General features: G+C 38.4%; 15 protein-coding genes. 14 read left to right on the plus strand and 1 reads right to left on the minus strand.

The window, feature by feature from the left end:
• Positions 1–921, plus strand: a 921-nt coding sequence (locus tag K6G87_RS14670) for a PfkB family carbohydrate kinase (protein WP_296838846.1), incomplete at its 5' end; no start/stop codon positions are given.
• Positions 922–988: 67 nt separating this feature from the next.
• On the opposite strand, the gene K6G87_RS14675 is transcribed toward K6G87_RS14670, so the two are convergent.
• A complete protein-coding gene (locus K6G87_RS14675; protein ID WP_296838849.1) occupies positions 989–1,864 on the minus strand; it encodes an AraC family transcriptional regulator in 876 nt (291 codons plus the stop codon).
• Positions 1,865–2,319: 455 nt separating this feature from the next.
• Here K6G87_RS14675 and K6G87_RS14680 point away from each other — a divergent pair, with 455 nt between their 5' ends.
• The 13 genes from K6G87_RS14680 to K6G87_RS14740 all read left to right on the plus strand — a co-directional run bounded on the left by K6G87_RS14680 (position 2,320) and on the right by K6G87_RS14740 (position 16,637).
• Positions 2,320–4,776: a glycoside hydrolase family 127 protein gene (locus tag K6G87_RS14680; RefSeq protein ID WP_296838851.1), complete on the plus strand. Its 2,457-nt coding sequence runs from the start codon at positions 2,320–2,322 to the stop codon at positions 4,774–4,776.
• A gap of 191 nt (positions 4,777–4,967) precedes the next feature.
• Positions 4,968–5,804: a formate/nitrite transporter family protein gene (locus K6G87_RS14685; RefSeq protein ID WP_296838853.1), complete on the plus strand. Its 837-nt coding sequence runs from the start codon at positions 4,968–4,970 to the stop codon at positions 5,802–5,804.
• Between the two features lie 271 nt (positions 5,805–6,075).
• The gene (locus K6G87_RS14690) at positions 6,076–7,323 is read left to right on the plus strand and encodes an AfsR/SARP family transcriptional regulator (RefSeq protein WP_296838855.1); all 1,248 of its coding nucleotides are present in this window, start codon (positions 6,076–6,078) and stop codon (positions 7,321–7,323) included.
• Positions 7,324–7,584: 261 nt separating this feature from the next.
• The gene (locus K6G87_RS14695; protein ID WP_296838857.1) at positions 7,585–8,406 is read left to right on the plus strand and encodes a DUF4422 domain-containing protein; all 822 of its coding nucleotides are present in this window, start codon (positions 7,585–7,587) and stop codon (positions 8,404–8,406) included.
• 102 nt (positions 8,407–8,508) lie between these two features.
• The gene (locus tag K6G87_RS14700; protein WP_296838859.1) at positions 8,509–9,447 is read left to right on the plus strand and encodes a LicD family protein; all 939 of its coding nucleotides are present in this window, start codon (positions 8,509–8,511) and stop codon (positions 9,445–9,447) included.
• Positions 9,448–9,504: 57 nt separating this feature from the next.
• Positions 9,505–10,227, plus strand: coding sequence for an IspD/TarI family cytidylyltransferase (locus tag K6G87_RS14705; RefSeq protein ID WP_296838862.1), 723 nt, complete (start codon positions 9,505–9,507; stop codon positions 10,225–10,227).
• A 50-nt stretch (positions 10,228–10,277) separates the two neighbouring features.
• Positions 10,278–11,546, plus strand: a complete 1,269-nt coding sequence (locus tag K6G87_RS14710) for a CDP-glycerol glycerophosphotransferase family protein (protein ID WP_296838865.1) — start codon at positions 10,278–10,280, stop codon at positions 11,544–11,546.
• Positions 11,547–11,620: 74 nt separating this feature from the next.
• On the plus strand, positions 11,621–12,754 hold the full coding sequence (locus tag K6G87_RS14715; protein ID WP_296838867.1) for an acyltransferase family protein: 1,134 nt from the start codon (positions 11,621–11,623) through the stop codon (positions 12,752–12,754).
• Positions 12,738–13,514, plus strand: a complete 777-nt coding sequence (locus K6G87_RS14720) for an ABC transporter permease (protein WP_296838869.1) — start codon at positions 12,738–12,740, stop codon at positions 13,512–13,514. Before K6G87_RS14715 ends, K6G87_RS14720 begins: the two co-directional genes overlap by 17 nt.
• 13 nt (positions 13,515–13,527) lie before the next feature.
• Positions 13,528–14,403, plus strand: a complete 876-nt coding sequence (locus K6G87_RS14725) for an ABC transporter ATP-binding protein (RefSeq protein ID WP_330669878.1) — start codon at positions 13,528–13,530, stop codon at positions 14,401–14,403.
• An 81-nt stretch (positions 14,404–14,484) separates the two neighbouring features.
• The gene (locus K6G87_RS14730; RefSeq protein ID WP_296838872.1) at positions 14,485–15,618 is read left to right on the plus strand and encodes an NAD-dependent epimerase/dehydratase family protein; all 1,134 of its coding nucleotides are present in this window, start codon (positions 14,485–14,487) and stop codon (positions 15,616–15,618) included.
• A gap of 327 nt (positions 15,619–15,945) precedes the next feature.
• Entirely contained in the window at positions 15,946–16,158 is a 213-nt protein-coding gene (locus K6G87_RS14735; RefSeq protein ID WP_296838874.1) for a hypothetical protein, read from the plus strand.
• Between the two features lie 11 nt (positions 16,159–16,169).
• Positions 16,170–16,637 carry a hypothetical protein gene (locus K6G87_RS14740; RefSeq protein ID WP_296838877.1) on the plus strand — a complete coding sequence of 156 codons (468 nt, stop codon included), beginning with the start codon at positions 16,170–16,172 and terminating at the stop codon, positions 16,635–16,637.
• The last annotated feature ends 60 nt before the right edge of the window (positions 16,638–16,697 follow it).

Here is a 16,697-nt window from a genome sequence, read left to right on the forward strand (position 1 = left end):
ATAGATTTTACTGAAAATGGTATAAGCCAGTATGGCAATCCTGTAATGGAGGCTAATCCTGGCGGAGCAGTCTGTAATGTTCTTTCCATGCTTACAAAACTTGGAAAATCAACTGCCTTTATTGGAAAAGTTGGAAATGATATTTTTGGAAGGCAGCTTGAAAATGCTATAAAGCAGGTTGGAATAGATAGCTCTGGCCTTGTTGTAGACAATAGCGTAAATACAACACTTGCCTTTGTTAAGACCTTTGAAGATGGTGACAGAGATTTCTCTTTTTATAGAAATCCCGGAGCAGATATGATGCTTACAGAAGATGACCTTAATGAAGATCTTATCAGAAACTGCAGGATATTCCACTACGGAAGTCTTTCAATGACAAGCAGTGAATGTGAGAGGGCAACCTTTAAAGCTATAGATATAGCTAGAAGAAGCGGTGCCATAATAAGCTTTGATCCCAATTTAAGACAGCCTTTATGGGATAGCCTTGATCATGCAAGACAGGAGATAAGTAAAGGAATCAAGGTCTGTGATATTCTCAAGATATCAGATAATGAGATCAGATGGTTTACAGGTAAAGATGACTTTGATGAGGGGATAAATGAGCTTAGAAAGCAGTATGCGCCAAAGCTTATAACTCTTTCTATGGGAAAAGATGGTAGCAGAGTCTATTACAAAGACTTAAGAATAGAGGTTCCTGCCTTTGTAAGAGAAGATACTATTGAAACTACAGGCGCAGGTGATACTTTTGGCGCATGTATTCTTAATTATGTGCTAGATAATGGCCTTGATAATCTTGATGAATATGATCTTAAAGACATGCTGATCTTTGCCAATGCTGCAGCATCCATCGTAACTACAAGAAAGGGTGCGCTTAAGGTTATGCCATTAAGAGAAGAAGTAGAGCAGCTTATATGCTCTTAAATTGTATATACTTTTTGTATATAATTGTATAGCTGGAAACTCCTTTATCAATAAAGTTATGTGTTGTTTACACATGAAATAGCATGCGCTTTGCGAATGCATTTCTGTATTCGCTTGGCGTAAGCCCTGTATACTTTTTGTATGCTCTTGCGAAGTTATGAACATCAGAAAATCCCAAATCGTTTGCTATCTGTGATACTGTTTTATCATTATCTGCAAGCATGAAATTGGCAGCATCCATCTTCTGGCTTATGATGAACTGCTTAAGTGGGATATTTCTTATTTCTACAAAAAGATGTGACAGATATTTTGGATTATATCCAAAAGAATCTGCAATTTCTGAAATCTTTATTTTTCTCGATATATTGGTCTGAATATAGTCTATGATATCCAGATATATCTGCTTCTTGGCTGCTGGATCTTTAGAAGACGGAGCTCCTACCGTAATCTCTCCGTACAGTTCCATCATTATACTTGTCACCATTGCATTTAGAGATACAGTTGGATAATTGTTCTTGACCATGTCCTGAAGCTGCTTCATCATAACAAGGATTCTCTCTGGGGATGCAATAGCACCGCTTTGAGGGATGAAGCCGTATTTGGATGTGTCTATTTCTTTGATTCTGGGGTTACCTGGACTTATCTCATAAGGAACCTTGCTGCTGTGATCTGTTACAAAATGCATCCAGTAAAAAGAGCAGTAAGCTTTCTTGAAACCTTCTCTGAATCCGTTTTCTGATGGCGGAAGAAGGAGGTATTCTCCCTTTTTGACAGTATAATTTTTGCCGTCATATCTAAGATACAGCTCACCTTCTGTCATGATTATAAGTTCATAATCTTTGAGGGAAGTTTTATTGTGCTGCCATTCTGACGAAAGAGCTTTGAACTTTCCTGTATAGTGATACGAATATAGTGAATAAAGTGCTATCGGAATTAACTTCATTGGTTTCCTCTTAAAAATTGTGCTTCCATTTGATGAAGAGATAACAGTAAGTTTGGCTAGTAAAAAATCACACCTCTATATACTGCAAATATCAAGGTAAAGCATATAAGTATAAAAATTACACCTCAATATAATGATTGTGCTTGGTAAGTGCTTGAATATCGCGTTTTATCAGGATAGAGTATTTAATAACACCAAATCTAACTAAATGACACTTTATTGCCGGATATTGCGGTGTTTGAAACTTGAAATATGGCTATAATTGCGATAAATACGTTTTATTTACACTTTAAATATAATATTTAGGTGTCATTTTGTAAATAGAGAAAAAATGACACCTAAAATAGCAAAGTGCTCTTTTTTATATAGATGGTTCATGCTATGTTTTCTTAAGAACAGAAAGTAATAAGCTGATCAATTTTTTAGAGAATGTATATATGGTAGATGGAGGGAATATGTCAATTAATACTAAAAGAATAAAAAGTATTGAACTGGAAAATGTAGAAGTTACTGATCCCTATATGGTCAATGCCTTTGATAAAGAGATCGATTATCTTCTTTCTATAGATGATGATAAGATGCTTGCAGGATTTAGGGATACTGCAGGAATTGATACAAAGGGTGCTGTAAGATATGAAGGCTGGGAGAATATGCTTATTGGCGGACATACAATGGGGCACTATCTTACAGCGCTTGCTCAAAGTTATGTGAACAGGTGCGCATCTTTAGATGTTAAGAACAAGATCAAGGATAAGATAGATTATATGATCACATCACTTCTTGAATGTCAGGACAATTCCAAGGGAAAGAAAGGCTTTATATTTGGTGCTGCTATTCTTGACAGAGACAATGTTGAGATTCAGTTCGATAATGTTGAAAAGCGCATGACCAATATAATAACTGAGGCCTGGGTTCCGTGGTATACCATGCACAAGATCCTTGCAGGAATTATTGATGTTTATAAATTTACAGGAAGTGAAGATGCTCTTACCCTTGCCAAAGGTTTAGGTGACTGGACTTATGACAGGGCATCATCCTGGAGTCCTGAACTTAATGAGGTGGTTCTGTCTACAGAATATGGCGGAATGAATGATGCTTTATATGAGCTTTATAAGTGCACAGGCGATATTAAGTATGCAAAGGCAGCTCACTTTTTTGACCAGGATAAGCTTTTTAAGAGAATAGCAGAAGGTTCTCCCAATGCTCTTGACGGACTTCATGCTAATACTACAATCCCTAAATTTCTGGGTGCTATAGGAAGATATGTTGCTCTTCATGGCAAAGAGGTTGATGGCAGCGTGGTAGACTGCTCAGAATATCTGGCTTATGCAGAAGCTTTTTTTGACATGGTTGTAAATAAACATACCTATGCAACAGGCGGCAACAGCGAATGGGAGCATTTCGGTCTTGATAACGTACTTGATGCAGAGCGCACCAATGCCAATAACGAGACCTGCAATACTTACAATATGCTAAAACTTGCGAAGACTCTTTTTGAAGTTACAGGCAGTTCCAAGTATCTTGATTATTATGAGAATACCTTCATTAATTCAATCCTGTCTTCTCAGAATCCTGAGAGTGGTATGACTACATATTTTCAGCCGATGTCTACCGGTTACTTCAAGGTTTACGGCGAAAGATATAATAAATTCTGGTGCTGTACAGGAACCGGAATGGAGAACTTTACAAAGCTTGGCGATAGCTTCTTCTATGAAGATGATGCGAATATTTACATTGGCATGTACATGAGTTCCTTCCTATATAATATGGGACAAGAACTTGTTTATAAAATTGAAGCTGATCTACTTAGCTCAGATCTTGTTAAGATCACTATTGGAGAAGGCTATGATGGAAGGAAGCTTGCTCTGAGAATTCCTTGCTGGATAGACGGCGATATAGAAGTAAAGGTTAATGATAAGGAAGCAAAATGTTCTAAGACTAAGGTTAATGATATAGAAGCAAAATGTTCTAAGACTAAGGTTAATGATAAAGTAGCAAAATGTTCTGATTCTAATGGATTTGTAGTTATAGAAGATGAGCTTAAAGAAGGAGACCTTGTAAGCGTAAGACTTCCTATGAAAATATATACAAGGGCGCTTCCAGATGAAAACTCCTGTATGGCTCTTTGCTATGGCCCGTATGTCCTTTCTGCAGATCTTGGAGATAAGGATCTTAGTACTACAACAACAGGAGTTGATGTAACTATTCCTGCAGAGAAGATTGTGGATTCAGAATATATCATTATTCCTGATGGAATGACAGCAGCGCAGTTTTCTAAGGCTGTATCAGAATACGTGAAGCCTGTGATGAATCCGTCCGGGCAAATGGCTTTTAAGATTTCAGGATCTGACTATATATTTGCTCCTCACTACCTTAAATACAGACATCGCTACGGAATATACTTTTATTATATGACTTCTTTAGAGCAGCAAAATGATAAGGCAGTAAGGAAAAATAATAAAGCAAACGTCCTTGATATGATAGAAGCGGGCTATGGCCAGTATGAAAATGATGATCTTCATAAGATGGCAGATAATGGCAGCGTAGGAACTACAAGCCCTATTACAAGTAGAAGGGCTATTAAAGGCGGAAGCTTTACTTACCGCATGGTTGTTAACCCTGGAAGAGTTAATACATTAAGCGTAACTGTACTTACTGAAGATGACGGCTTAAAGCTTATGATCAAAGCAGCGGATACTCTTATATATAATGAAGTTCTTGATCATAGTAAGTATGTAGAAGATACAGATGCATCTAAATATACAATTGATATAGAGCTTCCGCTTGACCTTGTCAAAAAGACTGAGCTTATAACTGCTTATGGCAAAGAGTATCTTGTGATACCTGTAAGCTTTATGGCGGATTCTTCTGAAGATGCTGCAAGGATCACAGACTTTGTTGTTATCAGGTGATTGAACAAGAAAAAATATGTTGATATTTTTATAATGATGTAGCTAACTACCCATTACCTTTAGGTGATGGGTAGTTTACTTGAGGGTCAGGCCCTTTTTGGTAGGGGATTTCTGTCCATTAGGTTTCACATGGGAGAGATTATCTGATATAATGTACTGTGATTTTTTTAACGAGGAGATAATTTAATACAATGGACAATTTATTTAATTCACCCGCTCAGGTTATCGAAACTAATATTAAAGGAGGCGAGACCAAAGTAAGCCTTCCGCTTTCAAAGATGATACTTCTTGGAATTATGGCCGGAGCATTTATTGCTCTTGGCGCAGCTACAAGTTCAACTGCAGCACATTCTGTTGATAATGTAGGTCTTTCAAGATTCGTATCAGGTCTTATATTCCCTGTTGGACTTATGCTCATCACCTTTATAGGTGGAGAACTCTTTACAGGTAACTGTCTTACATCAATGGGAGCTATGGATCACAGATTTTCATGGGGCAAGGTAGTAAGAGACCTTTGCATCATCTGGCTTTCTAACCTTGTTGGAGCGCTTATAATTGCAGCTCTCACTTATTTTTCAGGTAATCTTGATTATTCTTCAGGCCTTCTTGGAGCATATTCAATTAAAGTTGCACTTGGCAAATGTTCTATCAGCCCTGTTAAAGGTATAGCATCAGGAATTTTGTGTAACATACTTGTCTGCGCAGCTATACTTATGGGAACAGCAGCAAAGGACATAGGCGGTAAAGTATGGGCAATATTCTTTCCTATTATGGCATTCGTAGTAGGAGGCTTTGAACACTGCGTTGCAAATATGTACTATATCCCTGTCGGAATCATTGCTGCATCTAATGAAAACTATGCTGCAAAAGCTGCGGAAGTATACGGGATCACAGCAGATCAGCTTGCAAGACTCAGCATTGGTGGCTTCTTCGCTAACCAGATTCCTGTCACCATAGGAAACATACTTGGAGGAATGGTATTTGTAGGCCTTCCTTGCTATCTTGTACATTGCAAGAAGAATAAATAACAAAACTTCCCATATCTTTTAGGTGTGGGAAGTTTTACTTATTAATATAAAGTGATTTTGATGAGATCAGCAATAATTATAAAAAAACATCTTAAAAAAATTTTTAGATGTAAATATGATGATTAAGTAAAATGTGTTATACTGTTTATAATTGAATTTTGATCAAAGCAATTTTGCGGAATTCTGTGGTTTTCTAAGCAGACATATCGCTTATTTTTCAAAAGGGTATTGAGAGTATTAAAGAGTATTGGAAGAGGGGAAGGACCTGACTATGGAAAACACCAACGCGGATGAAAAAGTATTGCAAGTAAGGCTTCTGGGTAAGTTCTCACTTATTTATGATGGCAAAGAGGTAACTCCGGGACGTAATAACGCATCGAAGTTTACTCAGCTTTTGCAGATTGTATGGCTCCAGGGCGATAAGGGTGTTTATAAAGATGAGCTTATCTCAGCTTTGTATGGCGAAGAAGAGACTCTTAATATAAGTAACAGCTTCAATAATCTTCTTTATCAGATGCGTAAGCAGATGGTCGCAGCAGGTCTTCCGCAGGAAAGCTATGTCAAGAAGCACAAGAAGATGTTCGTTATCGATCCGGCAGTGCCTGTATGGGTTGATGCTCTGGAATTCAAAGATAATTTCAGAAAAGGTCGCGATACAGAGGACGATGAACTTAAATATAAGTATTACAGCAAGGCTTTTGAACTCTATCAGGGAGAGCTTCTTCCGGCTCTTTCAACAGAGACCTGGGTCATAATGGAAAGTGTTACACTTCGTAAGATGTATGATGAAGTTGTAGCATGGCTTGGCGAATATATCCTTTCCAGAAAAGAATATGAAGAGGCTTACCACATCTATGGCCGTGCAGCAGAGATATATCCTGAAAATGACTGGCAGGTTGGTCAGATAGAGACACTTATAGCTAAAGGTGATTATAAGAATGCATTAAGAGTTTATGACACTACAGTTGCTTACTATACAACTGAGCTTGGTCTTCCTATCCCTGAGAAACTGCTTGATGTATATCACAAGATGAGTGCCAAGATTGATAATGCACCTGGACAGATTCACCAGATTCAGGCTGAGATGACTCAGGATAGAAGATCTCTTGATTCATCAAATGATGAAGGTGCTTATGACTGCTCATATCCAAGCTTTATTGATGCTTATCATATCCTTTCAAGGAATATGGAGAGAACCGGATATTCAGTATTTATGATGCTTTGTACTTTGGTTGACTATGAAGGCAAGATGATCCGCAATCAGGACAAGCTTCGTGCAAGAAGCCAGGCCCTTTGGGAAGCTATTCACAGTACGCTTCGTCAGGGAGATACCTTCACTAAGTACTCAAACAGCCAGTTCCTTATACTTCTTGTGGGTACAAGCCAGGAAGACTGCGATATCATTTATCGTCGTATCAATAAGAAGCTTAAAGAGATTGCAGGTTCAAGGGCTGATTTTAAATATAGCGTTGTATCACTTGCAGAGCTCCCGTCAGAGCTTGAGGGAGAGGCAAAATGATCTGGAGTTCATAATTTGTTCATCTTTTATTAAAATTTACAAAAAATTTATCAAAAAAAGTTTACTTTTATCACAATTGTCAATGACACATTGACGTCTTTATGATATATTAACCTATAGTTAGGGAAGAGAGAGGTACACGGGGTGGTGTACCTTTTTTCGAGCCAAAGAGTGGCTATCGGAAATATGAACAAGAAAAAGTTTCTGTTACAGTATATTAACCAAGTGGACTTGATTCCGACACCTAACTAGAGGAAAATTATGAAAAAGTATCAGTCAGTAAAGATAATAGTCAACACTCATAAGAAATATTGGATGCCTCATAGTAAGATGTATATACCTATGCAGGTTGGTGCAGCTCTTGATAAGGATGCCAATGGCAATCCTAAAGATCTTGGATACCAGAAGGATAATGAGGGTGACAACATATCAGAGAAGAATCCGCTTTATTGTGAGCTTACAGGTCTGTACTGGGCTTGGAAGAATCTTGATGCGGATTATATAGGACTTTGTCATTACAGACGCTATTTTGGCGGTTTCAGATCATCAAGAAACCCTAAAGGAAAGATACTGCTTCGCCGTGAGCTTCAGCCTATGCTTGGCAAGTATCGTGTATTCCTTCCAACCAAGCGTCATTATGTTATAGAGTCGCTGTATTCACATTATCAGCATACTCACTATATAGAACACCTTTATGTTACAAGAGGAATCATATCTCAGATGTATCCTGAATACATTGAGACTTATGATAAGGTCCTTCGTCAGACAAGTGGACACATGTTCAACATGATGATCATGGACCGTGAGCTTCTTAATGAATATTGCACATGGCTCTTTAATATTCTTGAAGAGCTTGAGAAGAAGATTGACGTAAGACACATGTCTCACTTCCAGGGTAGATATTGTGGAAGAGTAAGTGAGATCATATTTAACGTATGGCTTGATTATCAGATAGAGACAGGTCGAATCGACCGCTCTGAAGTGAAGATCCTTCCATATGTATACATGGAAAAAATAGACTGGGTCAAGAAGATAAGTAAATTCCTTCGAGCTAAGCTTTTCCATGAGAAGTATGAAGTATAAAGAGTAATTATTTTGTAGTTCTGGACTTGTCCGGAACTACAAATGTTTTTAAGAACAAAAGAATCCGATAGTCTATACTATTAGACCAAAGGAAGGCGTACCTTGTCACTTTCAACTGTAAATGCGTTTAAGCATATGGAGTCAGCAGGCAATGTTGTCTTAGATGATGATCAGCTTAAGGCGCTCCAGAAGACACTTAACATGATCCTTGCAGATATTGTATCTGTATGCGAAGAAAATCACATAACCTATACACTTGGTGGTGGTTCAGCGCTTGGCGCTGTAAGGCATCATGGCTTTATTCCGTGGGATGATGATATTGATATCAACATGCCTAGAAGAGATTATGAGAGATTTATCCCTGTTTTCACAAGAAAATTCGGGTGGAAATATTGGATACACACTCCTCAGGGAACCAAAGGCTATAACCTTTTGCTCTCCAGGATAAGGCTCAAAGGAACCAGTGTCGTAACGCGAGAAGATTTTAAAAACAAAGAAGCAGGAGCTTTCATCGACCTCTTTGTCATGGAGAATACCTTTAACAATGCACTCATCAGAAACCTTCACGGATTAGGATGTTGTGGATTGGGATTTCTTGTGTCATGCAGGAAGTTCTATAGGGATAGAAATGAGATGATGAAGATGGCTGCAGATGCAGGTCAGGACAAGATGGCGAAGATATTCAGGATGAAGATCCTTATCGGCTTCTTGATTTCTTTTATCTCTCTTGATACTCTTGTAAGAGCCGGAGACAACATGAACCGCATCTGCAAGAATGATCATTCCAAATATATTACTGTTCCTACAGGTCGTAAATACTTCTTTGGAGAGATGTATTTGCGAAAAGATGTTTGCAGAACGAGAAAAGTGTTGTATGATGGTAATTTGTACAGAGTTCCGCGCAATACCGATCTGTATTTGAAAAATCTGTATGGCGATTATATGAAGTTGCCTTCGCCTGATCAGATCGAAAAACATATTTTCTTTAAGCCTTTTTATCTAAGTCTTGAGGAAAAAAGAAATAGTAGTGATGGGAGATAACCTTCTATATTATGAAGATTGCTCCTGGCCCATATAAGGGCATGAAAGGATTTACAAATGAATGCAGCATTAATATTTGCCGGAGGTACCGGTAAACGTATGAATTCAAAGGCAGTGCCTAAACAGTTCCTTATTCTGTATGGCAAGCCGCTCATAATATATACTCTTGAGAAGTTCGAGAACCATCCTGATATAGACGGAATCGTTATTGCATGTCTTGAAGAGTGGATTCCTAAAATGAAGAAGTACTGTGAACAGTTTAACATCACCAAGGTACGTGCTATAGTTCCCGGCGGTTCTTCAGGTCAGGAGTCAATCTATCACGGACTTAAGTCAATCTCTTCAATGTATGGAGATGATGACGTAGTACTTATACATGATGGTGTTCGTCCTTTGGTTGATCCTAATACTATCAGTAAGGCAATAGAATGTGCCAACACAAAGGGTAATGCTATCACAGTTACTCCTGCGATTGAGACAATCTTCCTTGATAACGAGTCTGATGGAGAAGTCGGACGTATCATAGATCGTAAGCAGTGCCTTATGGCAAGAGCACCTCAGTGCTTCCATATCAAAGATATCATGGCATGCCATACAAAGGCTATTGAAGAGCAGAAAGATGACTTTATTGATTCTGCGAGCATGATGAAATATTATGGACATAAGCTCTTCACTATAGAAGGACGTGCTGAGAACATTAAGATCACAACTCCGGTTGACTTCTATATGTTCCGTGCTATAATTGATGCCCGTGAGAATCAGCAGATCTTCGGACTGTAATTTTGACATAGTAGTTTGACGTGTAAATAGTAATATTTAGGAGATTTATAATGCCAGTAGTTCAGATTGTAAAGAGAAAAGCAAAGAGAATCTTCCCCGCAGCTGTAGAAGGAAGATTCTTCAAGAGAATGGGAGTAGCCTGGAAGCAGACTAAGACATGGGTTGACCGTTCAATAGGTTATGAAAACCGTAAGGTTTTATCACAGAATACACCTGTTGTTCATAACCAGATAATGTTCATTACATTCAATCACAGCTATTCCTGTAACCCTAAGTATATCTGCGAGGAGCTTATAAAGCGTGATGCAAACGTTGAGATTTACTGGGGCGTTACAAATATGAATACAAGAGGTTATGTTCCGGATCTTCCTAATGTTCATATTGTTAAGATGAACAGTTATGAATATTTCGTAGCAGCATGCTCTTCACATGTTATTATTATCAATTCACTTCTTGGTGATAAGTTCTATCCCTTCCCTGTTAAGAAGGAACAGCGCGTATTTGAGACATGGCACGGAAGTCTTGGTATCAAGCGTTTCGACCTTGATCACTATAATACAAACCTTTCATGGCCTGAAGCAGCAGTACGTACAGGTAAGCTTACCAACTATTGCATATCCAATTCAAAGTTTGAAGAGGATGTATTCAGAGAGACCTTCTGGCCCCAGACCAAGATCATGCGTCTTGGACATGCAAGAAATGATATCTTCTTTGATACATATAAGGAAAAGAGAGAGCAGTGGAAGAAAGACTTCTTCGAAGAAAGAGGCCTTGATCCTGAGACAAAGCTTTGCCTCTATGCACCTACATTCCGTGATACTCACAATTTCGAGGTTTATGACCTTAACTGTGACAGACTTGTTGAGGCTCTTGAAGAGCGCTTCGGTGGTGAGTGGAAGATTCTTCTTCGTTATCATGACAATGATAAGAAGAAAGAGAAGACACAGAACAAGCTTAATCAGGACTGTGTTATCGATGTAACAGATCTTCCTGATATTCAGGAACTTCTTTCATTCGTTGATTGCGGAATCACAGACTATTCTTCATGGATATATGACTTCGTTCTCAGTGGAAAGCCTGGATTTATCTATGCAAGAGACGTAGATATTTATAACAATGAACGTGGATTCTACTTCAAGCTTGAAGAGTCTCCATTCCCTGTTGCTACATGCAATGAAGAAATGATGGACAATGTACGTTCTTTTGATGAGGAACTGTATGCTAAGAAAGTTAAGGAATTCCTTGATGGTAAGGGATGTATGGATGATGGTCACGCCAGCGAGAGAATTGTTGACAGACTTATGAAACTTCTTGGTTAAAATAGTTAGGGCGCATGGGGATTGTACCTTTGCGCCCTCATTTAGGTTATTAGCGTAAATTATTAGAGGTAATTATGGCAGAAAAAACAAAAAGCCGGAGAAATGGCCGAATAGAACTACTACGTTTTGTCTTCGCCTTTATTGTACTGCTTCATCATTCCAGATATCTTTTGGGTGATGATAATTGTTATTTTCTTGGAGGATCGCTTGGCGTAGAATTCTTCTTCATAGTTTCTGGCTATCTGATGATGAATTCTGTAGACCGCATAGTAGCTTCCAAAAGTTATAATACAATTCCGGTTGATAAGAACCTGGCTAATGAAACAGTTTCTTTTATCAAAAAGAAGATAAGAGCTGTACTTCCTCAGTTCCCTATAGCATGGTTTATAGGACTTATTGCAGTTATCATATTAAACCATATGACTTTTAGGCAGGCTTTGGTTGAGTTCGTACAGGACTTTTGGGAACTTGCACTTCTCAAGATGACAGGTATCTTCTATGGCGGACTTGATGGAGTTATATGGTATATATCCTCAATGCTTATATGCATGACGATATTGTATCCATTACTTAGGAAATTTCCTCATATGATGAGGAAGATATGGTGCCCTCTTATAGCGCTGATGCTTCTTGGAAGCATGTGCATAGTTGACGGACATCCAAGAAATCCGGCTAAGATTTATGGATTTATATTTAAGGGCAATTTAAGAGCATTTGCAGAGCTTTGTATAGGAATATGGTCCTTTGACATAGTAAGAAAGATAAGGAATGTTAACTGGACACCTATTGCAAAGATCATATTCGAAATAATGCAGCTTGCAGGCTACCTTGTGGCGATTATATATATGTATTACGATACACCTGGCAAATATGATTATTTCTTCCTGATGGTCATGACAATTTCGATAATGCTGTCATTTGCGCAGGTCGGAATCATGTCAGATATATATAACAACAGATTCTGTATGGTACTTGGACGATTCTCAACGGCAATGTACTTTTCGCATATCTATTATGCTCAGAATCTGAATATGATACTAAGTGATAGTTTAAGTAAGCAGGAAAAGACACTTATATATGTTGCCTGTTCATTTGTAACTGCATTTGTTGTAGAAGTGCTGGCACTTCTTTATAAGAAGGTGTCACCAACTATTATGAGGGGCCTAAAAGCCATTTTAGTGGATAGTAAAAATGAAAAAGATAATTGAAAAATGTAAAAAGTATCAGTTCCTTTTCGAAGAGCTGGTAAAAAGAGATTTTAAACAGAAGTATAAAAGAAGTATCCTTGGAATGGGTTGGAGTATTCTTTCCCCACTTCTTACTTTACTTGTTATGTATATGGTCTTTTCAAGACTCTTTGGAGATAGAATGGAGCATTATGTAACATATCTTTTTAGTGGACAGCTTGTACTTTCTTATTACAAGGAATCTACCAAGAATGGTATGACCAGTCTTGTTAATAATTCAAAGATCTTTACCAAGATCAATGTGCCAAAGTATATGTTCCTTTTATCCAAGAACGTATCAGCACTTGTTAACTTTGGTCTTACACTTGTTGTATACTTTATTTTCTGTGCTTTTGATGGGATCACTTTCCATCCGCAGCAGATTCTTATTATCTTCCCAATCTTATGTGTGCTGGGACTTAATATAGGCGTAGGACTTATTCTTTCTGCTATGTTCGTATTTTTCAGAGATATAAGATATCTTTATGATATTGTACTTACACTTCTTACATACGTATCAGCGATATTCTACTCTGTAGAGAAGTTCTCACCAACCGGACAGCATCTGTTCTTATTAAATCCGGTATATGTATATATTAAATATTTCCGTGTGATCATGATGGACGGAATAATTCCTTCATTCCAGTATCATCTTCTGTGTCTTTTCTATGCAGGACTCAGCCTTCTTATAGGCGGACTTATCTATAAGAAGAATAATCACGCTTTCCTGTACTATTTATAAGAGGATAACAGTTATGGCAGTTATAGAATGTAATAATGTTAGCATCCGTTATATGACGGGTGACTTTAAAGCAATCGGTTTAAAAGAATATGTTATTCGCCACTTAAAGGGTAACTATCATGTCAAGGAATTCTGGGCTGATAAGGATGTAACCTTCAAGCTTGAAAAGGGAGACATGCTTGGTATAATCGGATCTAACGGCGCCGGAAAGTCTACACTTTTAAAGGCTGTAACAGGTATTATGATCCCAACCTATGGAGAACTTCATACAAAGGGTAATATCGCAGCACTACTTGAGCTTGCAAGCGGATTTGACGGTGATATGACTGTTAAAGAAAATACATATCTTCGTGGCGCACTCCTTGGATATACAAGACAGTTCCTTGATGAGAAATATGATGAGATCATAAAATTCGCTGAGCTTGAGGAGTTCCAGGACTATGAATTCAAGCAGCTCTCATCCGGTATGAAATCAAGACTTGCCTTCTCTATTGCTTGTCTTGTTAATCCTGATATCATCATCCTTGATGAAGTATTGTCAGTTGGTGACGGAGCTTTCAGGAAGAAATCCGGAGACAAGATGAAAGAGATCCTTGATAGCGGTGTTACAGGACTTCTAGTAAGCCATTCGATATCTCAGGTCAGAGAGCTCTGCAATAAGATCTTATGGCTCGATCATGGTAAGCAGGTAGCATTCACAGATGAAGTTGACCTTTACTGCGATGCCTACGAAGAATTCCTTATGACCAAGAAGCTTCCTAAAAATGATGGCGATATTGCAAAGCTTGCAGAAGGCTACAAGATTCGTCTTAAGAAGGAAGAGGAAGAGAAGGACAGAAAGGCAGCTGAACGCGCTGCTAAGGCAAAAGCCAAGAGTTCTGAGAAATAACAGGTTAGTAATGATATAGCGGCTGAGAATGTTATGTTCTCAGCGCTTTTTATAATAAAATGCCAAGAAATGGGGGCTAATATGAATATTTACAACAGCAGCATTATAGAAAGTCCATTAGATTCAACTCTTCAGGAGGATCTTGAGAACACAGCTTTAAGCGATGATCTTCCTATTAATAATCTTCAGGATTCGATCATCCTTGTAACAGGTGCAACAGGCCTTGTTGGCATGCAGATGGTTAAGAGTCTTGCAGCCATGAACAGGCTTAAAGGCACTAATATAAGCATCATGGCGCTTGTTAGGAATCCTGATAAAGCAAAGTCTATTTACGCAGAGCTTGCAAACCGCGGAGATATTACCTTCGTTAAGGCCGACCTTAATGATAAAGAGGGAATTATAAAGGCTGTAGAATCTTCATATAATAATATAAGAGTAAATAAAGCTGATGCTCCCTTTTATATCATTCACGGTGCTGCAGTAACAGCATCTAAGACTATGGTGGAAAAGCCTGTCGAGACCATAGATACAGCCATAAATGGCACTAAGAATATGCTTGAAGTAGCAAGAAAGCTTGGTGTTAATTCTTTGGTCTATATATCTTCAATGGAAGTGTACGGAAGCTTTACAGAAGCTACTTACGTAACTGAGGATGTTATGGGCTATATCGATCCTTTGGTAGTAAGGAGCAATTACCAGCTTACAAAGCGTATGTGTGAAAATATGTGCATAGCTTATGCCAAGGAGTTCGATATACCTGTAAAGATTGCACGCCTTTCCCAGACTTTCGGAGCAGGAATCCTTCCTGGAGAAAACAGGGTTTTCGCCCAGTTTGCAAGAAGCGTTATGAACAATCAGGATATCGTTCTTCATACTAAAGGCCTTTCAGAAGGTAATTACTGCTATACCGCAGATACAATAAGAGGACTTCTTACTATACTTATAAAGGGTGAGAATTCAAATGCTTACAACGTAAGCAATGAAGATACACACACAACGATCGCAGGCATGGCTAAATTTGCATCTGAACAGCTTGCAGGTGGTAAGATCAAGGTAATATTTGACATCCCCGAAGATAATAAGTTCGGATATGCAGCTGACACTAAGATGAAGCTTTCAAATAAAAAGCTTAAAGCACTCGGCTGGGAGCCATGCTATAGCTTAGAAGACGCATACAGACGCATGATGGCAAGCATGGAGCAGCAGGGAATTTAATTAATTAAAACTAAAAATATTTTTAGGTTTGATTTAGGTATGTATGTAATAATTCAACATGTCAGCAGTTAATACTACTGATATGTTGGATAGTAAAAGAACTAAAACCTGAGCATTAGTTCTTTTTACTATATATCTCATCAATACCCCTCATAAGAGAGTGCAGGCACCCGCAATATTGCAGATGCCTGCATTTCTTTTTTATTAAAAATCATCAAATAAAAATCAAAATAATATAAAAATATGATATTTTGTATGATGACTAAAATGTTAACCTAGGTATAGTAAATTTCTTGGGAAATATGTTAAATGAAAGGGAGATGATTCATGAGCATTCACAAGCTGAATGACAGTAAAGCCAAAAAAGGGACGTTCATAGTGGAAATTCAGCACCAGGAAAAAGGTAGTTGGCAGGGGAAAGTCACTTGGGCGGAAGGCGGACGCAAGGAAGTCTTCAGAAGTACTCTTGAGCTGATCAAGATGATGGACAGCGCTGTTAACGACAACGAAGAGGCTACAGAGGCCTCATCTGTTTCTTAAGGAGCCGGGGCATGGAAGTACTGGAGAGTAGAGAACAGAAATTATACGCACCTAACTTAATATGTGTGGGCATTGATAGATGTGAGAACGGAGACTTTAGTGGAAGGATTTGGGAGCCATATAATGTTGAACCGTTTGAATTCACAGGTATCAATGAAATGGTAATTCACATGGACGATCTTTACGACGGATGGAATTACCCGCAGAGAGCATTGAATGAGCGTAGCCTTCTGCGTACTCACGTAGCAACAAAATCAAATATTAAAAGAGATGATAGCTTTGGAGACAAGATCGAGCGCCTTCAGAAGATGAGAGGCGAGGTCGGAACCTTTGTTATTCAGGTCAGGTACAGACAACATGCCACATGGCAGGGAGTGGTTGTGTGGACTGAAGAGAATAAAAGGGGAACTTTTCAGAGTGCGATGGAACTTATTCATCTCATGGATCATGCAATAAGTAAAGGGTTACTTATCAAGTGATCTGAAAACCACAAGCTGACTAAGGGTTAAAAGAGGACTGAATATACCAGGCGGTGCCGC

The sequence above is a fragment of the Butyrivibrio sp. genome (assembly GCF_024699075.1).

Excerpts from the sequence above, each read along its gene's own strand:
- K6G87_RS14675 (WP_296838849.1), bottom strand. The coding sequence starts at position 1,864 with ATGAAGTTAATTCCGATAGCACTTTATTCACTATATTCGTATCACTAT.
- K6G87_RS14680 (WP_296838851.1), top strand. The coding sequence starts at position 2,320 with ATGTCAATTAATACTAAAAGAATAAAAAGTATTGAACTGGAAAATGTA.
- K6G87_RS14685 (WP_296838853.1), top strand. The coding sequence starts at position 4,968 with ATGGACAATTTATTTAATTCACCCGCTCAGGTTATCGAAACTAATATT.
- K6G87_RS14690 (WP_296838855.1), top strand. The coding sequence starts at position 6,076 with ATGGAAAACACCAACGCGGATGAAAAAGTATTGCAAGTAAGGCTTCTG.
- K6G87_RS14695 (WP_296838857.1), top strand. The coding sequence starts at position 7,585 with ATGAAAAAGTATCAGTCAGTAAAGATAATAGTCAACACTCATAAGAAA.
- K6G87_RS14705 (WP_296838862.1), top strand. The coding sequence starts at position 9,505 with ATGAATGCAGCATTAATATTTGCCGGAGGTACCGGTAAACGTATGAAT.
- K6G87_RS14710 (WP_296838865.1), top strand. The coding sequence starts at position 10,278 with ATGCCAGTAGTTCAGATTGTAAAGAGAAAAGCAAAGAGAATCTTCCCC.
- K6G87_RS14715 (WP_296838867.1), top strand. The coding sequence starts at position 11,621 with ATGGCAGAAAAAACAAAAAGCCGGAGAAATGGCCGAATAGAACTACTA.
- K6G87_RS14720 (WP_296838869.1), top strand. The coding sequence starts at position 12,738 with ATGAAAAAGATAATTGAAAAATGTAAAAAGTATCAGTTCCTTTTCGAA.
- K6G87_RS14725 (WP_330669878.1), top strand. The coding sequence starts at position 13,528 with ATGGCAGTTATAGAATGTAATAATGTTAGCATCCGTTATATGACGGGT.
- K6G87_RS14730 (WP_296838872.1), top strand. The coding sequence starts at position 14,485 with ATGAATATTTACAACAGCAGCATTATAGAAAGTCCATTAGATTCAACT.
- K6G87_RS14735 (WP_296838874.1), top strand. The coding sequence starts at position 15,946 with ATGAGCATTCACAAGCTGAATGACAGTAAAGCCAAAAAAGGGACGTTC.
- K6G87_RS14740 (WP_296838877.1), top strand. The coding sequence starts at position 16,170 with ATGGAAGTACTGGAGAGTAGAGAACAGAAATTATACGCACCTAACTTA.